The 16,573-nt window shown below is 63.9% G+C and carries 16 protein-coding genes; 10 read left to right on the top strand and 6 right to left on the bottom strand.

The genetic code is table 11. The features are described 5' to 3' along the window. The coding region (locus ABNU97_RS02615) for an ABC transporter permease (RefSeq protein ID WP_348765196.1) at positions 1-648 on the top strand (648 nt) is incomplete at its 5' end. A gap of 427 nt (positions 649-1,075) precedes the next feature. Then, positions 1,076-2,656 (top strand): BCCT family transporter, encoded by a 1,581-nt coding sequence (locus tag ABNU97_RS02610; RefSeq protein ID WP_348765195.1) that lies wholly within the window; start codon positions 1,076-1,078, stop codon positions 2,654-2,656. Positions 2,657-2,671: 15 nt separating this feature from the next. On the opposite strand, the gene ABNU97_RS02605 is transcribed toward ABNU97_RS02610, so the two are convergent. Beyond that, entirely contained in the window at positions 2,672-3,298 is a 627-nt protein-coding gene (locus ABNU97_RS02605) for a TetR/AcrR family transcriptional regulator (RefSeq protein ID WP_348765194.1), read from the bottom strand. A 74-nt stretch (positions 3,299-3,372) separates the two neighbouring features. On the opposite strand from ABNU97_RS02605, the gene ABNU97_RS02600 reads away from it, so the two are divergent. Beyond that, the gene (locus tag ABNU97_RS02600; protein ID WP_348765193.1) at positions 3,373-3,852 is read left to right on the top strand and encodes a hotdog fold domain-containing protein; all 480 of its coding nucleotides are present in this window, start codon (positions 3,373-3,375) and stop codon (positions 3,850-3,852) included. Between the two features lie 66 nt (positions 3,853-3,918). Next, entirely contained in the window at positions 3,919-4,383 is a 465-nt protein-coding gene (locus ABNU97_RS02595) for a DUF4442 domain-containing protein (protein WP_348765192.1), read from the top strand. Positions 4,384-4,402: 19 nt separating this feature from the next. On the opposite strand, the gene ABNU97_RS02590 is transcribed toward ABNU97_RS02595, so the two are convergent. The 5 genes from ABNU97_RS02590 to ABNU97_RS02570 form a co-directional block, all read right to left on the bottom strand. Next, positions 4,403-4,720: a hypothetical protein gene (locus ABNU97_RS02590; protein WP_348765191.1), complete on the bottom strand. Its 318-nt coding sequence runs from the start codon at positions 4,718-4,720 to the stop codon at positions 4,403-4,405. Between the two features lie 287 nt (positions 4,721-5,007). After that, positions 5,008-7,308: a TonB-dependent receptor gene (locus ABNU97_RS02585; protein ID WP_348765190.1), complete on the bottom strand. Its 2,301-nt coding sequence runs from the start codon at positions 7,306-7,308 to the stop codon at positions 5,008-5,010. Between the two features lie 163 nt (positions 7,309-7,471). Further along, positions 7,472-8,740, bottom strand: coding sequence for a sensor histidine kinase (locus tag ABNU97_RS02580; protein WP_348765189.1), 1,269 nt, complete (start codon positions 8,738-8,740; stop codon positions 7,472-7,474). Positions 8,741-8,804: 64 nt separating this feature from the next. Next, positions 8,805-9,446: a response regulator transcription factor gene (locus ABNU97_RS02575; RefSeq protein ID WP_348765188.1), complete on the bottom strand. Its 642-nt coding sequence runs from the start codon at positions 9,444-9,446 to the stop codon at positions 8,805-8,807. 443 nt (positions 9,447-9,889) lie between these two features. Further along, positions 9,890-11,401 carry an aldehyde dehydrogenase family protein gene (locus ABNU97_RS02570; RefSeq protein WP_348765187.1) on the bottom strand — a complete coding sequence of 504 codons (1,512 nt, stop codon included), beginning with the start codon at positions 11,399-11,401 and terminating at the stop codon, positions 9,890-9,892. 342 nt (positions 11,402-11,743) lie between these two features. Between ABNU97_RS02570 and ABNU97_RS02565 the strand changes: the two genes are divergently transcribed. The 6 genes from ABNU97_RS02565 (at position 11,744) to ABNU97_RS02540 (ending at position 16,547) form a co-directional block, all read left to right on the top strand. Further along, positions 11,744-13,675, top strand: coding sequence for a sigma-54-dependent Fis family transcriptional regulator (locus ABNU97_RS02565; RefSeq protein WP_348765186.1), 1,932 nt, complete (start codon positions 11,744-11,746; stop codon positions 13,673-13,675). Positions 13,676-13,768: 93 nt separating this feature from the next. Next, complete coding sequence (pqqB, locus tag ABNU97_RS02560) at positions 13,769-14,680, top strand: pyrroloquinoline quinone biosynthesis protein PqqB (RefSeq protein ID WP_348765185.1); 912 nt, start codon at positions 13,769-13,771, stop codon at positions 14,678-14,680. After that, positions 14,677-15,423: a pyrroloquinoline-quinone synthase PqqC gene (pqqC, locus tag ABNU97_RS02555; RefSeq protein ID WP_348765184.1), complete on the top strand. Its 747-nt coding sequence runs from the start codon at positions 14,677-14,679 to the stop codon at positions 15,421-15,423. Before pqqB ends, pqqC begins: the two co-directional genes overlap by 4 nt. Further along, a complete protein-coding gene (gene pqqD / locus ABNU97_RS02550) occupies positions 15,420-15,704 on the top strand; it encodes a pyrroloquinoline quinone biosynthesis peptide chaperone PqqD (RefSeq protein ID WP_348765183.1) in 285 nt (94 codons plus the stop codon). Before pqqC ends, pqqD begins: the two co-directional genes overlap by 4 nt. 305 nt (positions 15,705-16,009) lie before the next feature. Further along, positions 16,010-16,252, top strand: coding sequence for a type II toxin-antitoxin system ParD family antitoxin (locus tag ABNU97_RS02545; protein ID WP_348765182.1), 243 nt, complete (start codon positions 16,010-16,012; stop codon positions 16,250-16,252). Beyond that, a complete protein-coding gene (locus ABNU97_RS02540; RefSeq protein ID WP_348765181.1) occupies positions 16,245-16,547 on the top strand; it encodes a type II toxin-antitoxin system RelE/ParE family toxin in 303 nt (100 codons plus the stop codon). Before ABNU97_RS02545 ends, ABNU97_RS02540 begins: the two co-directional genes overlap by 8 nt. The last annotated feature ends 26 nt before the right edge of the window (positions 16,548-16,573 follow it).

The raw sequence follows: 16,573 nt of genomic DNA, 5'->3' as shown, positions 1-16,573 counted from the left end.
TCCGTGCTGCCGCCCTACGACAGCTATATCGAGTATCAGGTCTACGTGGTGCCGGGCCTGCTCGGCATGGTGCTGCTGTTCAACGGCATGCAGTCGTCGCTGGCCATGGTCTACGACCGCGAGATGGGGCTCATGCGCCTGCTGCTCACCGCGCCCCTGCCACGCTCGGTGCTGTTGGCCTGCAAGCTGCTGGCGGGGACGTTTCTGTCCGTGCTGCAGGCCTACGCGTTTCTCGTGGTGTGTGCCTTGTTCGGTGTCGATCTGCCCTGGTGGCCGGGCCTGCTCACTGTCTTGCCGGCACTGATACTCACCGGGCTCATGCTCGGGGCGCTGGGTCTGCTGCTGTCGGTGTATATCAAGCAGCTGGAGAACTTTGCCGGCACCATGAACTTCGTGATCTTTCCCATGTTCTTCCTGTCGCCGGCGCTATATCCGCTCTGGCGGCTGCAGGAATCGGGGGCGACCGTCATCTATCAGCTGTCGCGTATCAACCCCTTTACCCATGGCGTCGAGCTGGTGCGTTTCGCCTTATACGGTCAGATCAACGTCCTAGCGCTCGCGGTCGTGGCAGCTACGCTGGTCGTGTTCTTCGCACTCGCCGTCTGGGGCTACGATCCGCAGCGGGGGCTGGTACGCCGGAAGGGATAGGGCCGGGCCACGAACCAGTGGTCGAGGGGGCTGCCAGGCGCGCGTCGTGCGTTTGCTGCGGCGGCGCGTCAAATTCAGGAACGCGCCGCCATTGCTGTCCAGGCGAGTCGGCAGTCCGGTCGCGCACCGCACATACGCGCCGGTGGCGGGCGTTGCCGATCCAACCATGGCACTCGGGTATGCAGTCGCCAACGAGCGATCTGCCAGACAATGGTTTATTGTGCGTAGGCCCGATGGGGGAATAACAGGGCCGGTCCACGCGTTGTCGCCGTTTGCGACAAGACGCGGGGAAAATTCCAATAACATCTTTAGTCACAGTGATCCGGGCCAGCTAAGCGCTTGATCAGGCATTGTTTGTCTTGAAATTTTGCTCGGCTCGAGATCCGCGCCGGCTGTCTGCAGCCGCCGTTCCTACAATGGATTCGCATTGAACGACTCGACGTATACCGCCGCGCACAAATCGGTGTCGCGGCACGGTCCTATGCAGCTGGTGGGCCGGGTTTTTTATCCGGTCATCCTGCTTATGGCCCTATTGATCGGCGTGACCGTGCTGGCGCCCGAAGCGACAAAGAATGCCTTCGACTCGATTCTGAGCTGGATGGTGCATTACTTTGGCTGGTACTACATTTTCGTATGTGCCGGCTTCATCGGATTCAGTTTCTGGGTGGGTTGCAGTTCGTTCGGCAAACTCCGGCTGGGGCCGGATGATTCGCGGCCGGCGTTCTCGCGGCTGTCGTGGTACACGATGCTCTTCTCGGCCGGTATCGGTATCGGCGTCATCTTCTATGGCACGGCGGAACCGGTGGCGCATTACCACAACGCGCCGCGTCAGCTGACCTCCGAGACGGTCGAGGCCGCGCGCTATGCCGTGCATCTGGCCTGGATGGAATGGGGCGCGGCGCCTTTCGCCATCTATATCATCGTGGGCCTGGCGCTGGGTTTTGCCACCCATCGCCGCGGGCGCCCGCTCGCCATCCGCTGGGGGCTGGAGCCGCTGTTCGGTCGCTGGGTTCACGGCTGGGTGGGCGACCTTATCGATATCGTCGCCATCGTGAGCACCGTGTTCGGGTTGGCGACATCGCTCGGGCTCGGGGTCATTCAGATCAACGCCGGCCTGGACTATCTCAACCTGTTCGATGCCTCGCTCGATCTGCGGGTCACCATCATCGCCCTGATCAGCCTGGCTGCCGGGGTATCGGTGCTGTCCGGCTTGTCGCGCGGTATCAAGTGGCTATCCAACCTCAATATCGCGCTGGCGTTGATCCTGCTTCTGCTCGTGTTCTTTGCCGGCCCGACGGTGTTCATCCTCAAGGCCCTGACCTCGTCGTTCGGCTACTACTTCCAGAATATCCTCCAGTCCAGCTTCGAAACCGATTTCGCCACCGGCAGCGATCAGTGGCAGTCCTACTGGACGGTCTTTTTCATGGCCTGGTGGATTGCCTGGGGCCCGTTCGTCGGCACGTTCCTGGCGCGCATCTCGCGCGGGCGCACGGTGCGCGAGTTCACGCTCGGCGTGCTGATCATCCCCACGATCGGCATTTTCGTGTGGTTCGGCGTCATGGGCTGGGCCGCCCTGCATCGCGAGATGATGGGCGCAGGCGGGCTGGGTGATCTGCCGGCCCAGCTGGTGATATTCGAGTATCTCAGCGATCTGCCGTTGTCGTTCTTCAGCTCGCTGCTGGCCATCGTGCTGATCGTGACCTTCTTCATTACCTCGGCCGATTCCGGCGCGTTCGTGGTGTCGGTACTGTCGACAGGCGGGCTGGAACATCCGCCGGTGCTCACCCGCGCGTTCTGGGTGATCGTGCAGGGGCTGGTGAGTATTTCGCTGGCGCTCGCCGGCGGCCTTGTGGCGCTACAGACGGCCTCGCTGGTCGGCGGGCTGCCGTTTTCGGTGGTGATGATCCTGATGTGTGTTGCCGTGGTGAAGAGCATGCGCATGGAACTGGCCGCGCAGGAAACCGCCCGGCGGGCGATGCCCAACGCCGATGGGCAGATCGCGGATTAGGCGACGGCGCCTGGCTCATTCGCACGGCGTGGCGCTGATTGCGCGCCACGCCGCGTCGACGAAGACATCGGCATGGGCAACCGGCTTGCCCTGTACGCGATCCGCCAGCCAGGCGCGGCAATAGTTCTCGCTCGGGCCGACAAGTAGCGATGCAAACGTCTCCGGCGGCAGCGATCGAATGCTGCCGGACTTTATGCCGGCCTTGAGTACCGCCAGCAGCAATCCGATACGTTGCCGGTTCTTTTCCTTGAGCGCCGCCGCGTTCTCGCCGCGCGCCACCTCGCTGCGCGCGGCATACATGAAGCGCGCCTCGACCGGGTGATGGGTCACCCAGTCGAGATAGCCGTGAATCAGCGCGTGCAGGGTTTCATACGGCGTGGTCGCTGCATCGATTGCGGTGCGGGACCAGGCCAGTTGATCGTCCAGCAGCTGCAGAAAAAGCGCGGCGATCAAGCCTTCTCGATTACCGAAATGGTGGTACAGCGAGCCAATGCTGCTGTTCGCCTGGCGACGTATTTGCTCGATGGTCATGCCGGTCAGGCCGTGCTCGTCGAAACAGGCAAGCGCGCTGGCCAGCAGCTTGTCGCGGCTGGAGCGCGATGCGGGCGCGTCGGTGTTCGCCGTCGTGGTTGCTTCAGTCATATTAGAATAATATTCTAGAATTAATTTCTAGCTGTTGCACGGTGCGCAGCGCTTATTCGAAGGTGCAACAGGCCATGTCCAAGGCATCCAAAATCCTCAAGATGTGGCGTCGGCTGGAACGCCGGCCCGGCGGTCGCTGGCTATTCAGCCGCGCCGTGGGTTGGCAGGCCCCTTATTTCTCCACGATTCGGCCGGCGGTTCGGGTGCTCGCACCGGGCAGCTGCGAGGTCGGCATGGATAAACGCCGGGCGGTGACCAATCATATCGGCTCGGTGCACGCCATCGCGATGTGCAATCTCGCCGAACTGGCCGGCGGCTTGATGACCGACGCGACCGTGATGCCCGACTATCGCTGGATTCCCAAGGGCATGACGGTCGAATACCGGGCGATCGCAAAGACCGACCTCATTGCCCATGCCCGCCCGCGCGATGCCGACGCGCCGCTGACGGCCAATGCCGACTATCCGGTGGTCGTCGACGTGCGCGACAGCGCCAGCCAGGTCGTTCTGCACGCCGAGATCACGATGTGGCTCTCGCGGCCGAAGTCGGGTTAGCACGTCGGGCAGTCGTATTGCGGTGTGTTGCGCGGTCACCAGGCAACGGTTCACAAGGGAGGCGTCATGAAACCCGGCACGCTGCGGCGAGCAATGAATATCTGGCCGCCGTTTCTATTCAGCGGTATTCGCGTCAATCGCATTTCCGGCGACTGGCGCCATGCCGAGGTGCAGCTCAAGCTGCATCGTTGGAACGCCAACTATTTCGGCACCCAGTTCGGCGGGCACCTGTTCAAGATGTGCGATCCATTCTGGGCGATCCTGGCAGCCGAACGTCTCGGCAAGGGCTATTACGTATGGGACGCAGCCGGTGCGATCGAGTTCGTGTCGCCGGGCCGCGAGACCGTCCATGCCGTATTCGATTTCGACGATACGGCACGCGATGAAATCGTTGCCGCCACCGCCGACGGTGGCAAACACCTGCGGTGGTTCGAAAACGAGATCAGAACAGCCGACGGCACGCTCGTGGCGCGTGCCCGCAAACAGCTTTACGTACGCCGCAAGGACAAGGGGCGCACGGGCCCTGGATGAGGTCGTTCGCCCCGTAGGCTCAGCCGGCGAACACGATCCGCCAGACGCTCATACGGACCCGATCGGAAGCGGCCGGATCCGAGGCTTGCGCGGCGTCTGCCGTGCCCAGGCCCGCCAGATCGGCGGCCAGCAGTCGGCCGAAGCGGCGCAGGCGATGACGCGCCATGAACGACAGCACGGCGATCGCGCCGAAGATGAGTCCGCTGGCCGGCTCGCCGTGCAGCATGGCGACGCTCAGGCCCAGGCAGATGACGCCGTTGAGCACGAGCACGCTGTCGTATTCACGGATATTGACCAGTCGTTTCTGTAGCAGCGACCGGGCGTCTGTCATGTTCATTGCTTGATCTCTCGCGCAGGGTTTTTACGGCACGCCCGAGTATCGGCGCGCAGAGCGCCGGATGAAGTGTTTCAGGTCAAATATCTTGGTTTTTTTCGCTGCCGACGATATCTGTTGCGCAGGCGCCTGTTTTCTTGAGCGAAACGTGCCGTGCGGGCCGGCGAGAGACAGAGAATGCGTCATCTCGTCGCGGTGCGTCGTCGAGGCAATTAAGAACAGGCGGCCGACCCGCGTTACGGAACAACGCCCTGCGGGCCGGCGCCTGCCGGAGGAGATCGAAAAAGAGCCTATAGTTCCACCCGGACTCCGCCCCAGATACCGCGCGGCGCGCCGGGGCCGATGAAGCGGGTGGCGTCGTCGTAGCGATCGCCTTCGAGCACTTCGTCGGCTTCGCCGTAGAGGCCGAAGGTTTCGTAGTCGGAATCAAGCAGGTTGTTCACCCGGATGAACGTCGTGATGCGGTCCGTGATCCTGAACGCGGCATTGGCGTTGACGATGGCATAGCCGTCGATCTTTTCATCGTCGGTGTTGGATTCGTCGCCGCGATAGATCTGGTCGCCGTTGCCGACCACGTCCATGCCCAGCCGCAGCCGGTTCGTCGGCGCCCAGTCGATGCCGACATTGAACAGATGTTCCGGAATCAGCGGGATGCGATCGCCCGAGTTGACCTGCTGGGTCGGGTCTTCGCCGGGCGCTGCGTTTTCATCGGCCAGCGGATGGTTGGGCGAATTGGTGACGAATGAATCGCGGAACTCGGCGTTGAGATAGGTGTAGTTCGCCGACAGCCGCCAGCGCTCTGCGAAGGCCCAGTCCAGGCCCAGCTCGACGCCCTGACGCCGGGTTTCGCCGACGTTGTCGAAATAGCCTTCGAAACGGGATTGGGCGGCGATGAAGAGGATGTCGTCCTGATTGTCCGAGCGGAACACGGCCGCATGCCAGCGCAGGTCGTCGTTGCCGCCGCGCAGCCCCAGTTCGTAGGTGGTGGTCACCACCTGCTCGAGCGGCGGATCGTCCACGAAGCCGTTGGGCAGGCGACACGGCGCATCCGGGTTGGCGCAGGTCAGTTCGACCGGCGTGGGCGCACGCGACGACTGCGACACGCTGCCGAAGGTGGTGAGGCTGTCGTTGACCTGCCACGTCAAACCGCCGGCCAGGTTCAGACGCTTGAATTCGTGATCGCCGGACAGGCTGGTGTCGTCGTCATCGTCGCCGCCGGCGAATTCCACGTCCGGAGAGGTGTCGTGCAGCGAGATCGAGGTGCGGTTGTAACGTCCGGCCAGCGTGCCTTCGAGCGTTTCGGTAATCGGCACCCGCTGCATGAAGAACAGGCTGGCGGTGCTGTTGTGCGCCGACACGCCGGTCAGCGATTCGCCGGATACGATGCCGCTGCCTACGGTGCCGCGTTCGTCGGTGAGGCTAGCCAGCTCCGTCTGCTGGGAGAAGTCGCTGCTGGCATAGTCGAGGCTGGTGCCCACGATCAGCTCGCCGCCGAGCACGCCGTTCTGGCGACCCTGCAGATTCAGGCCAAAGCCGTTTTCCTTGGTCTGCGACGTGTTTTCGGTGCCGCCGATCACGCTATCGCTGGCGACCAGCGGATTGCCGTCGGCATCGAAGACGATTTCCTCGTCGCCGCCGTCTTCGGCTTCTTCACAGAGCAGGCCGGCATTGCCGGCGTCTTCGCAGTCCTCGAACTCGGAGCCGTCGCCGTTGAACGTGTTGATTTCGTTGCGGCGGTAATAGGCCCCCCAGGCCAGGGTGAAATCCTCGCTGTAATCGCGCGTGCCGCGCAGGTTGAACATCACCATTTCCGGGCTGGTTTCATCGGGGTAGGTGAACACCGCGTCGCGACCTTCGGCGTCGGCGAGTTCGGCCGGGATGGCGCCGTTGCCGCGCAGGCTGTTGTCGGCCGCGGTGATCGAAAAGTCCAGCGTGCCGTTGTCGGTAATCGTGGAGAACTGGGTGAACAGCTGGGCCACGTCGGAGTCGGAGAAATCGCGCCAGCCGTCTTCCGACATGCCCTGGGCGGCGAAATACCAGGCATCGGTACCGTTGTTGCCACCGGCCTGCACATGGCCGCCGAAGCGCCCGAAGTCGCCGCCGAACAGCTCGGCCTCGGCGCCCTGGTAGGTAAAGCCGGTCTTGGTCTTGAGCGACAACGCGCCGCCCAGCGTGTTTTGCCCGAACAGCGGATTGGAGCCGGGGATGAGATCGATGGATTCGATCGCCACCTGTGGTATCAGGTCCCAGTTCACCGTGTCGCCGAAGGGTTCGTTGATGCGCACGCCGTCCTGATAGATCGACAGGCCCTGCGGCAGTCCGAGCAGCGGCGAGGCGGTATAGCCGCGGTAATTCAGATCCGGCTGGAACGGGTTGTTGGTGGCGTCGTTGACGTGGACGCTGCCCAGTTCCTGCTGCATGTACTGGTTGAGATTAAGCGTTTCGGCCCGCTCGATGTCCTGGCTTTCGGCGTGTTGCACGTTGGCCGGATAGCGATCGGCATCCACCTCGCTGCCGGCAAACGGCGTCGCGCCGATGATGTCGATGCCGCCCAGTTCGAGTGGCTGGGCGGTCGCGTTCTGTGTGCCCATGACGCATACCGCGCCCACCGTAAGGCCTAGTCCCCTGCGATAGTTCATCGCTCCCCGCACCGTTTTTATTATGTAGTGCTATCGAGTCTCGGCCGTGCGGATTGCGCTGCTCAATGGGGATTCTTCCCGATTTCGGCGGTATGCGACCTTTTGCCGAGGCCGTCTAGGCGAGCGGAATATCGGCCTGAATGCGGGTGCCGTGGCGACGTCGACTGTCGACCTGCAGATGTCCGCCAAGCAGGTCGATACGTTCGGCCATTCCGGACAGCCCGAGGCCGGGGCGGTAGGCGTCGGTATCGAAACCGCGCCCGTCGTCACGCACATCGACCTGCAAGCGATCGGTTCCCAGGGTCACCGAGATATCGATATGGGCAGGCCGGCCGTGCCGCAGGGCGTTGGTGAGCGCTTCCTGAACCAGGCGGAAGACGTGGATCGCGATCGGGGTGGGGATATCCGCCAGGCGGTCGTTGCCCGAGTAGACGAACGACACATCGCGATGGCTGCGCTGACGGCCGGCGACGTGGTTTTCCAGGGCCGCGTCGAGGCCGAGCTCGTCGAGACCCGGCGGACGCAGGCGCTGCATCATCAATCGGGTCTGGTCGTAGATCTGCCCGGCAACCGCGGCAATGGCTTCGGCGGATTCGGCGACGCCGGGCGGCAGCTTTTTGCCGCGCGAGAGAATGCCGGCGGCGTCGGCCCGGATTGCGGTCAGGCTCTGGCCGAGTTCGTCGTGCAGTTCGCGCGCGATGTTGTGGCGTTCGTCTTCCTGAATACGCAGCGAATGTTCGCGCAGGCGCCGGTTTTCGCGCTGGGCGGCGTCGAGCGTGGCGGCCATGTGATTGAACTGGGCCGCGATACCGTCGAACTCCGGCAGCGAGAAACGGGGCAGGCGAATACCGTAGTCGCCGTGCTCGATACGCGCGAGCGCGGCGTCGATACGCCGTACCGGTACAAGGGCGCGCCCGAACAGACGATAGACCACCACGATGGTCGCCAGATAGAACACGATCAGAAGGGCGAGCAATCCGCGGGTGTCCTGCCAGGCTTCCGCGATTTCGTCGTCGGGGTCGGCGAGGATCACCATGCTGTAGTCGGGTGCGACCGCGAGCCGGCGTTCGGGCAGGGACTCGGGCCGGGTCAGGGCGGCAAACCAGGCCGGTGCGCCGGCCGACTCGGGGTTGGTGCAACCCCTGGGCGACGCCTCGCCACGCTCGATCAACGACAGGCATAGATGGCGCAGGTGGCCTATATCCGACAGCTGCCGGGCGGCGGCAAGGGCATCGTCGTCCCGGCGGATCGTGTTGTCGACCAGGTCGCCGGCCAGGGCGATGCTGGCCTGCATCTCTTCGGTCACCGCGCGCTGGGCGTTATGGATGACCAGCCAGGTCGCCGCGCCCAGAATGACGGCCAGCAGCAGGGTCACGGCAATCATCAGCCGTTGCCGCAGGCGCAGTCGCCGGCTGGCCTGTCGCGGCGCGGGGGATTGCCGACACGCCCTAGAGCCCGACGACACCGGTACGAATCGCCAGTCGGGTCAGCTCGGCGGTGCCGCCCACGCCCAGCTTCGCGCGTAGACGCGATGCATGATTGGCGACGGTCTTGGGGCTGACGAACAGCTCCTCGGCGATATCGTTCACGCTCGAGCCCGAGGCCAGCAGGCGGAAAATCTCGAACTCGCGCGAAGACAGACAGGCCAGCGGCGACGTGCTGTCCTGTGCCGAGGCGACGATATCGTCAGCCAGGCCCGGGTCCAGATATTCGCGCCCGCAGGCCACCTGACGCACGCCCTCGATCAATACGTCGGCCACCGCCCGTTTGCCGATATAGCCGGTCGCCCCCGCGGCCAGCGCACGGCGCACGAAAATGGCTTCTTCGTGTACCGAAAACACCAGCACCCGTGTACCCGGGTGACGGCTGCAGATACGTCGCGTGGTTTCGATGCCGCTCATGCCCGGCAACGACAGGTCCATGACGATCACGTCGAAGTTGTGCTCGCGGCACAGGGCATAGGCGCGTTCGCCGCTATCGGCCTCGCCGGCGACTTCGATATCGCCGGCCAGCTTGAGCAGGCGCGCATAGCCGGCGCGCACGACGGCATGATCGTCGACGAGCAGAACCCGGATCGGCTGCTTGGGCATGGCAAACTCCTGACGCATTCGAGTACGCGTTAGGCCCTACGATAGCGTAATCGAACAGCGGCCCGGGCGCGCCAACCCGGCGACGGCAAAAGAAAACTTGATTATCCACGAAGCTCGGCACCGGCGTGAAGCCTTGAGCACGCACGCTGCTGCCGAGACATCCAGGCACGAAGGGACTATCAGAAAATCCGCGTAATCCGAGAAATCGGCGGTTCCTCTCGAGGAACGAAGCCATTACACGGTCGATTACGCAACTGCATGGACATCGTGCGGCGCCTGCGCGCTGCCTTTAGCCGTGTCGCGTGCATTGGCGGGCCCACTGCCTGCTTGAGCGCAGCAGCGAAGCCGCATACAAGGATCAGTAAAGAGAAAGCCGGCTGCAAGGGGGCGCAGCCGGCTTCGGGTACACGGCCGCCGAGGGGGCGCGACGGCCGTGTGCCGGGCTACAACGACACCGTCACGGTCTTGGTTTCGGTGTAGTTGTTGAGCACCTGGGCGCCCATTTCGCGGCCCCAGCCGGACTGCTTGTAACCGCCGAACGGCAGCGCCGCGTCGAAGATGTTGTAGCAGTTCACCCACACCGTGCCGGCCCGCAGCTTGGCGGCCAGCTTGTGCGCGCGGCCGATATCCTGCGTCCATACGCCCGAGGCCAGGCCGAACACTGTGTCGTTGGCCCGGTTGACCAGATCGCGGTCGAAATCGGAGAACTTCGTCGCCGTGACCACCGGCCCGAAGATCTCTTCCTGCACCACCTTCATGTCGTCGGAGACATCGGTAAGCACGGTCGGCTTCACGAAATAGCCGTCGCCTTCGCCGCGTTCACCGCCGGCGGCCGCTCTCGCGCCCTGGCTCTTGCCGGATTCGAGATAGCCGGTCACCCGGTCGAACTGGGTACGCGATACCAGCGGTCCCATCTGCGTTTCCGGATCCAGCCCCGGGCCGAGCTTGATGTTGCGCGCGAACTCGGCCACGCCTTCCACCACCTGGTCGTACACTTTTTCATGCACGAACAGCCGCGAACCGGCGGCGCAGCACTGGCCATGGTTGAAGAAGATCGCGTTGGCCGCGCCCGGAATGGCTTTGTCCAGGTCGGCATCGTCGAGCACGATATTCGGCGATTTGCCGCCCAGCTCCAGCGACACTTTCTTGAGGTTGCCCTTGGCGGCATCGACGATCAGCCGGCCCACTTCGGTCGAGCCGGTAAAGGCGATCTTGTCGACCATGGGGTGCGCCGCGATCGGCGCGCCGGCCTCTTCGCCGAAGCCGGTGATGATATTGACCACGCCATCCGGCACGCCGGCTTCCTGCATGATCTCGGCGAGCTTGAGTCCGGACAGCGGCGTTTCCTCGGCAAGCTTCATGACGATGGTATTGCCGGTGGCCAGCGCCGGCGCCAGCTTCCAGGCCGCCATCAGCAGCGGGAAGTTCCAGGGGATGATCTGGCCGCATACGCCCACCGGTTCGCGCCGGGTATAGGCATGCCATTCGGCACCCGGTGCATAGGGCACGCTCGGGGTGATCATTTCGCCGTTGAGCTTGGTCGCCCAGCCGGCCATGTAGCGAAACATCTCCGCGGCCAGCGGCACGTCGGCGGCCCGGGCGATGGAAATCGGTTTGCCGTTGTCCAGCGACTCGAGCTGGGCCAGCTCTTCCTGATATTCCATGATCAGATCGCCGATCTTCCAGACGATCTGCTGGCGTTCGGCGGGGGCCATCTTCGTCCACGGGCCATCGTCGAAGGCACGGCGCGCGGCCTTCACGGCCTTGTCGACATCCACCCTGGTGGCCGACTGGGCCTGGGCGATGACCTGGTCGTTGGACGGGTTGTAGACGTCGAACGTCTCGCCCGATTCACAGGCCACCCATTGGCCGTCGATCAGCATCTTGCGCGGGCTGTCGATGAATTGCTGGACGCTCGGTTCGAGCGATACTTCGGAAGCAGCTACTGCACACATATCGATTCTCTCCTCCATTGGTTTTATCGCGCCGGCAATCGCGTTGCGGGCCTCGGTTTTTACGTATTCGTCGTAGGTACGGCGAAACCGCAGATCCAAACCGCAAGATTCAGGCCATACGCCAGACGCATGAAAATCAGCGGGTTGCGCAAGCCGCCGGCCGCGCGGTGAGGGCTCGGCTGTCACGTTTTCGATACAGCAGCGTTGCAGCCTGCGCCACGGCTGATACACCCGCTTGTCTGCGCTTTTCGAACCTGCTAGAACCAAGACAGACCCGCGTCACAAGCGGGCGACATAAATGCGAAGACCCGTGCAACGCGCGGGTTCGTGCGAGGAGCAGCGATGGTCGATCTGGCGGCGCATCCTTCGACGGCGACAGTCCACGGCGACTCGGCCGATCTGGTGGCGGGTTCCTGGAACCGCTGCATTCGCGATTACGGGCTCGACCCGGCGCGTATCGAGCTGGACGTGGTGTCGCGCAGCCAGCTCAGCGCGCATCGCGACGAGCTGGCCGAGGTCGTCTGTCTCGCCCGCGACGAAATGGACAACCTGGCCGCCCAGATCGCCGGCGCCGGCTATGCGCTGATGATTACCGGCGCCCACGGCGTGATCCTCTACAACCGGGTGGACGCCAGCCTGCGCGAGAATTTCCGGGCCGCCGGGCTATGGGACGGCGCCAACTGGAGCGAGTGGCGCCAGGGCACCAACGGTATCGGCACCTGCATCGTCGAGCAGCGGCCGGTGGTCATCCACTGTGCTGATCATTTCGCCGTACGCCATACCGGCCTGAGTTGTTCGGCCGCGCCCATCCGCAACGCGGCCGGCGAGCTGCTGGCGGTGCTCGATGCCTCCTCGGTGCAGTGCGAGGGCACGCGCGCCGGCCAGATGCATACCGTGGCGCTGGTGAGCATGTCGGCCCGGCTGATCGAAAAAAACCTGTTCCTGAACGCGCACCGCGATTCGCGGGTGCTGCGCTTTCATGGCCGGCCCGAGTTCGTGGGCCTGATCCACGATGGCCTGCTCGCCATCGACGACGATGATCGTATTCTGGCCGCCGACGACAATGCCGCCCTTCAGCTGGGCGCGGACGGGCGCCAGGCGCTGATCGGCGAGTCGCTCGAGCAGATATTCGATATCGCGGGCGCCGAACTGGATGCAGCGGCCGAAAACCAATCCCGCACGGTCTGGCCTCTGCACGAGCGCGCACGCGGGCGTCGTTATTTCGCACGCTTGCACGCGTCGGCACGCCGCCGTGCCGTGCCGCGTGGTCTGTACATACCGGCGCGCGCCGCCCATCGTCGGCCGGGCCTGGATGAGCTGGCCGGCGCCGATCCGGTCATGGCCGAAAACGTGCGCTGTGCCAGGCGCGTGGTCGACCGACGTATTGCCATCATGCTGTGCGGCGAAACCGGCACCGGCAAGGAGGTGTTCGCCCGGGCCATCCACGAGGCAAGCACGCGGGCGAGCGCACCGTTCGTGGCCGTGAACTGTGCCGCCATCCCGGAAACGCTCATCGAGGCCGAACTGTTCGGCTACAAGCCGGGCGCGTTCACCGGCGCGAGCCGCGAGGGCATGCGCGGCAAGCTGCTGCAGTCGTCCGGCGGCACGCTGTTTCTCGACGAAATCGGCGATATGCCGCTGGCGCTGCAAACACGGCTGCTGCGCGTGCTGGAAGAACGCGAGGTGGTACCGCTGGGCGGCGATACGCCGATCGCGCTCGACCTCAACGTGATCTGTGCGACCCATGCCGATCTGGGCGAACGGGTGGCCGCTGGCGACTTCCGGGCCGATCTCTACTACCGGCTCGACGGCATCACGCTCACGCTTGCGTCGGTACGCCAGCGCGCCGACCGCGAGGCCCTGCTGCGTTCGGTGATCGCCGGGGAGCAGGACGACGGCAGCACCGCCATTCGCCTCGCCGAGGATGCGATGGCTGCACTGCTGCACTACGACTGGCCCGGCAATATCCGCCAGATGCGCAACGTCATGCGTACGGCGCTCGCGCTATGCGAAGACGGGCTCGTACGCCTGTCGGACCTGCCGGATGAGCTGGTCGAACACGCGCAACGCGGTGATGTGCTGGCGCGCGCGGCGCAAGCGGATGTAGCCGAGCCGGCCAACCCGTTGGCCAATGCCGAACGCGATGCCCTGATCGGCACACTGGAAGCCAGCGGCTGGAACGTCACCCGCGCAGCGCTGCAGCTGCAGACAAGCCGCAACACCCTCTATCGCAAGATGAAGAAGCACGGCATCGAGCCGTCGCAGAAGCGCTGATCGGCGTCTGGCGCAGAGCCGTATAGCCCCGAACGCAGCTGGCATGACTCCTGCCTGATTGAGCGACCGAACCGGTCTTCGCAGGATGAAATCATGTATGTACGCGTACTCGGATCGGCCGCCGGCGGCGGCTTTCCGCAGTGGAATACCAATGTCGGGCTCAATCGCAAGCTGCACGAGGGCACGACCCGTGCCCAGGCCCGCACCCAGTCGTCGATTGCTGTCAGCGCGGACGCCAAGCACTGGCTGCTGGTCAACGCCTCGCCCGATGTGCGCCAGCAGATTCTCGACTTCGAAGCACTTCGCCCGGCGCCGGAAACACGTGGTACCGGCATCGGCGCCGTGCTGCTCATGGATAGCCAGATCGATCACGCCACCGGGCTGACCATCCTGCGCGAGGGCGACACGCTGCCCGTCTGGTCGACGCGTCCCGTCTACGAAGATCTTACTACCGGTCTGCCGCTGTTCAACGTGCTCTCACACTACTGCGGCGTGGACTGGCACGAGATCGATACCGCGGCCGAACACTTCGCAATCGACGGCGTGCCGGGGCTGTCGTTTCGTGCGGTCGAGCTGTCCTCGGCCGCGCCGCCGTATTCGCCGCACCGGGGCGACCCGCATCCCGGCGACAACATCGGCCTGATCGTGACCGACGACGCCACCGGCGGCACGCTGTTCTATGCGCCGGGGCTCGGCGCGCCGGACGACACCATCGCCGCCGTCGCACGGCAATCGGATTGTCTGCTCGTGGACGGCACCTTCTTCACCGAAACCGAGATGATCGACCAGGGCGTGGGCGTGAAGCCCGCCGCGGCAATGGGCCATCTGCCGCAGTCCGGCGAGAACGGCATGCTGGCCTGGCTGGCGAAGTTTCCCGACAAGCGCCGGGTGCTCATCCATATCAACAACACCAATCCCATCCTCGACCCGGATTCGCCCGAGCGTGCCACGGTCGAAAACGCCGGGGTGGAAGTCGCCTATGACGGCATGGAAATAAAGCTATGAGCGTTGCCAACGACGGACAAAAGCCCTGGTCGCGTGACGAATTCGAAGCCCGCCTGCGAGCGATGGGCGCGCGCTATCACATCCATCATCCCTATCACCGGATGATGCACGAAGGCCGCTGCACGCCGGATCAGATCCGTGGCTGGGTGCTCAACCGCTACTACTATCAGGTCTGTATCCCCATCAAGGATGCCAACGTGCTCGCCAACTGTCCGGACCCGGCCGCACGCCAGCTCTGGGTCCAGCGCATCCTCGACCACGACGGCGCGCCGGGCGAAACCGGCGGCATCGAAGCCTGGCTGATGCTGGCCGAAGCCACCGGCCTGGATCGCGACCGCGTCGCCAACCTCACCGACTTGCTGCCCGGCGTGCGTTTCGCCGTCGATGCCTATGTGAACTTCGCCCGGCGTGCGACCTGGCAGGAAGCCGCCTGCTCATCGCTCACCGAACTGTTCGCGCCGGAAATCCATCAGCAGCGCCTGACCGGCTGGCCCGATCACTATCCCTGGATCGACGACACAGGGCTGAGCTATTTCCGCAAGCGCCTGTCGGAAGCACGGCGCGATGTCGAACACGGCCTGCGGGTCACGCTCGACCATTTCACCACCCGCGCCGAGCAGGAACACGCGCTATCGATTCTGCAGTTCAAGCTCGACGTGCTGTGGAGCATGCTCGATGCGATGTGGATGGCCTATGTCGAAGACCGGCCGCCGTATCACAGCTGCCCGGAGCCGCAGACATGAGCGCCGACACCCCCGTTTCCGATAGCGCCGTGCCACAGATCACCCGTGGCCATCGCCTGCAGTTCGAACCGGCGCAGGGCTGCCACGTCCTGCTCTACCCGGAAGGCATGATCACCCTCAACGACAGCGCCGCCGAAATCCTGCAGCGCTGCGATGGCCAGCGGTCCGTGCAGGCGATCTGCACCGATCTCTCGGCGGCGTTCGACGGGGCAGAGGTTACGGCGGATGTGCATGATTTCTTGAAGCTTGCCGCCTCGCACGGCTGGGTCATATTGGCTTGAGCCGAGTGCGATAGCTTGGGCAGCGCAGTCTGGCTATTACGAAGACGACGCTGCGCGCCTGGGACTTCCCCCCCCCCCGGGGGGTTGTGAGCCCGACGTTCGTTGCCGTCTCGACGCCATTTTGCGACTGTGTCGGAGGCAGTTGATGTAGGGCCGACAAACCAACGTTTATCGCGCTTACCTGTGTGGAATAGAACGACGGGGTTTGACCGAGTTCCCGGTTTTCTTCAAGCGGATAATCAAGCATTCCGGAATTGGTCGGCTTTGCTATATTGTGTTAATAAATCACACAGCGGTATCATTACATGGGCAGGACGACCAGTATCACCATCGGTTCTCAAATGGACGAGTTCGTGGGCAAATTGGTTGCCTCGGGCCGCTATGGCTCAACCAGCGAAGTCGTACGCTCCGCATTACGGTTGCTCGAACGCCAGGAACAGGCGACCGCCGCACTCCGGGCGGCTGTAGAAGCCGGAGAACGCAGCGGCGAGAGCGACGAATCGCTACGAGATATCGCCGTCCGGGTGAAGCATCGCCACGATGTATAGGCTGTCGACCCTTGCGGCTGAAGACTTTGCAACGATCTACGAATACACCCTGCTGAACTTCGGCGTCGATCAGGCCGATGCCTATACCCGGCATCTGGATCAGATCATGCGGCTGCTGGCTGAAACGCCTGATATGGGGCGCGAGTGTCCCGATATCGCCGAGGGGCTTCTTCGTCACGATCACCGTCACCACGTTATTTTCTATCGTGCCCGTGCGCACGACATATTCGTTATCCGCGTGCTTCATCAGCGCATGGAGCCATTGCGGCATTTCGATGATCTGGATATCGACTGATCGGGAAAACCCTACTCGGCGCGTTC

It is taken from the genome of uncultured Salinisphaera sp. (assembly GCF_964012375.1).
Lineage (GTDB): Bacteria > Pseudomonadota > Gammaproteobacteria > Nevskiales > Salinisphaeraceae > Salinisphaera.
The sequence above is the reverse complement of the archived record's forward strand: the minus strand, read 5'-3'. Positions and strand labels throughout refer to the sequence as shown.

Bases quoted from the DNA above. Each gene is read 5' to 3' on its own strand.
- ABNU97_RS02580 (WP_348765189.1), bottom strand. From the start codon at position 8,740: ATGATTGCCGTGACCCTGCTGCTGGCCGTCATTCTGGGCGCGGCGACC.
- ABNU97_RS02595 (WP_348765192.1), top strand. From the start codon at position 3,919: ATGAAACCCGGCACGCTGCGGCGAGCAATGAATATCTGGCCGCCGTTT.
- ABNU97_RS02565 (WP_348765186.1), top strand. From the start codon at position 11,744: ATGGTCGATCTGGCGGCGCATCCTTCGACGGCGACAGTCCACGGCGAC.
- ABNU97_RS02605 (WP_348765194.1), bottom strand. From the start codon at position 3,298: ATGACTGAAGCAACCACGACGGCGAACACCGACGCGCCCGCATCGCGC.
- ABNU97_RS02575 (WP_348765188.1), bottom strand. From the start codon at position 9,446: ATGCCCAAGCAGCCGATCCGGGTTCTGCTCGTCGACGATCATGCCGTC.
- pqqB (WP_348765185.1), top strand. From the start codon at position 13,769: ATGTATGTACGCGTACTCGGATCGGCCGCCGGCGGCGGCTTTCCGCAG.
- pqqC (WP_348765184.1), top strand. From the start codon at position 14,677: ATGAGCGTTGCCAACGACGGACAAAAGCCCTGGTCGCGTGACGAATTC.
- ABNU97_RS02540 (WP_348765181.1), top strand. From the start codon at position 16,245: ATGTATAGGCTGTCGACCCTTGCGGCTGAAGACTTTGCAACGATCTAC.
- ABNU97_RS02600 (WP_348765193.1), top strand. From the start codon at position 3,373: ATGTCCAAGGCATCCAAAATCCTCAAGATGTGGCGTCGGCTGGAACGC.
- ABNU97_RS02590 (WP_348765191.1), bottom strand. From the start codon at position 4,720: ATGAACATGACAGACGCCCGGTCGCTGCTACAGAAACGACTGGTCAAT.
- ABNU97_RS02545 (WP_348765182.1), top strand. From the start codon at position 16,010: ATGGGCAGGACGACCAGTATCACCATCGGTTCTCAAATGGACGAGTTC.
- ABNU97_RS02570 (WP_348765187.1), bottom strand. From the start codon at position 11,401: ATGTGTGCAGTAGCTGCTTCCGAAGTATCGCTCGAACCGAGCGTCCAG.
- pqqD (WP_348765183.1), top strand. From the start codon at position 15,420: ATGAGCGCCGACACCCCCGTTTCCGATAGCGCCGTGCCACAGATCACC.
- ABNU97_RS02585 (WP_348765190.1), bottom strand. From the start codon at position 7,308: ATGGGCACACAGAACGCGACCGCCCAGCCACTCGAACTGGGCGGCATC.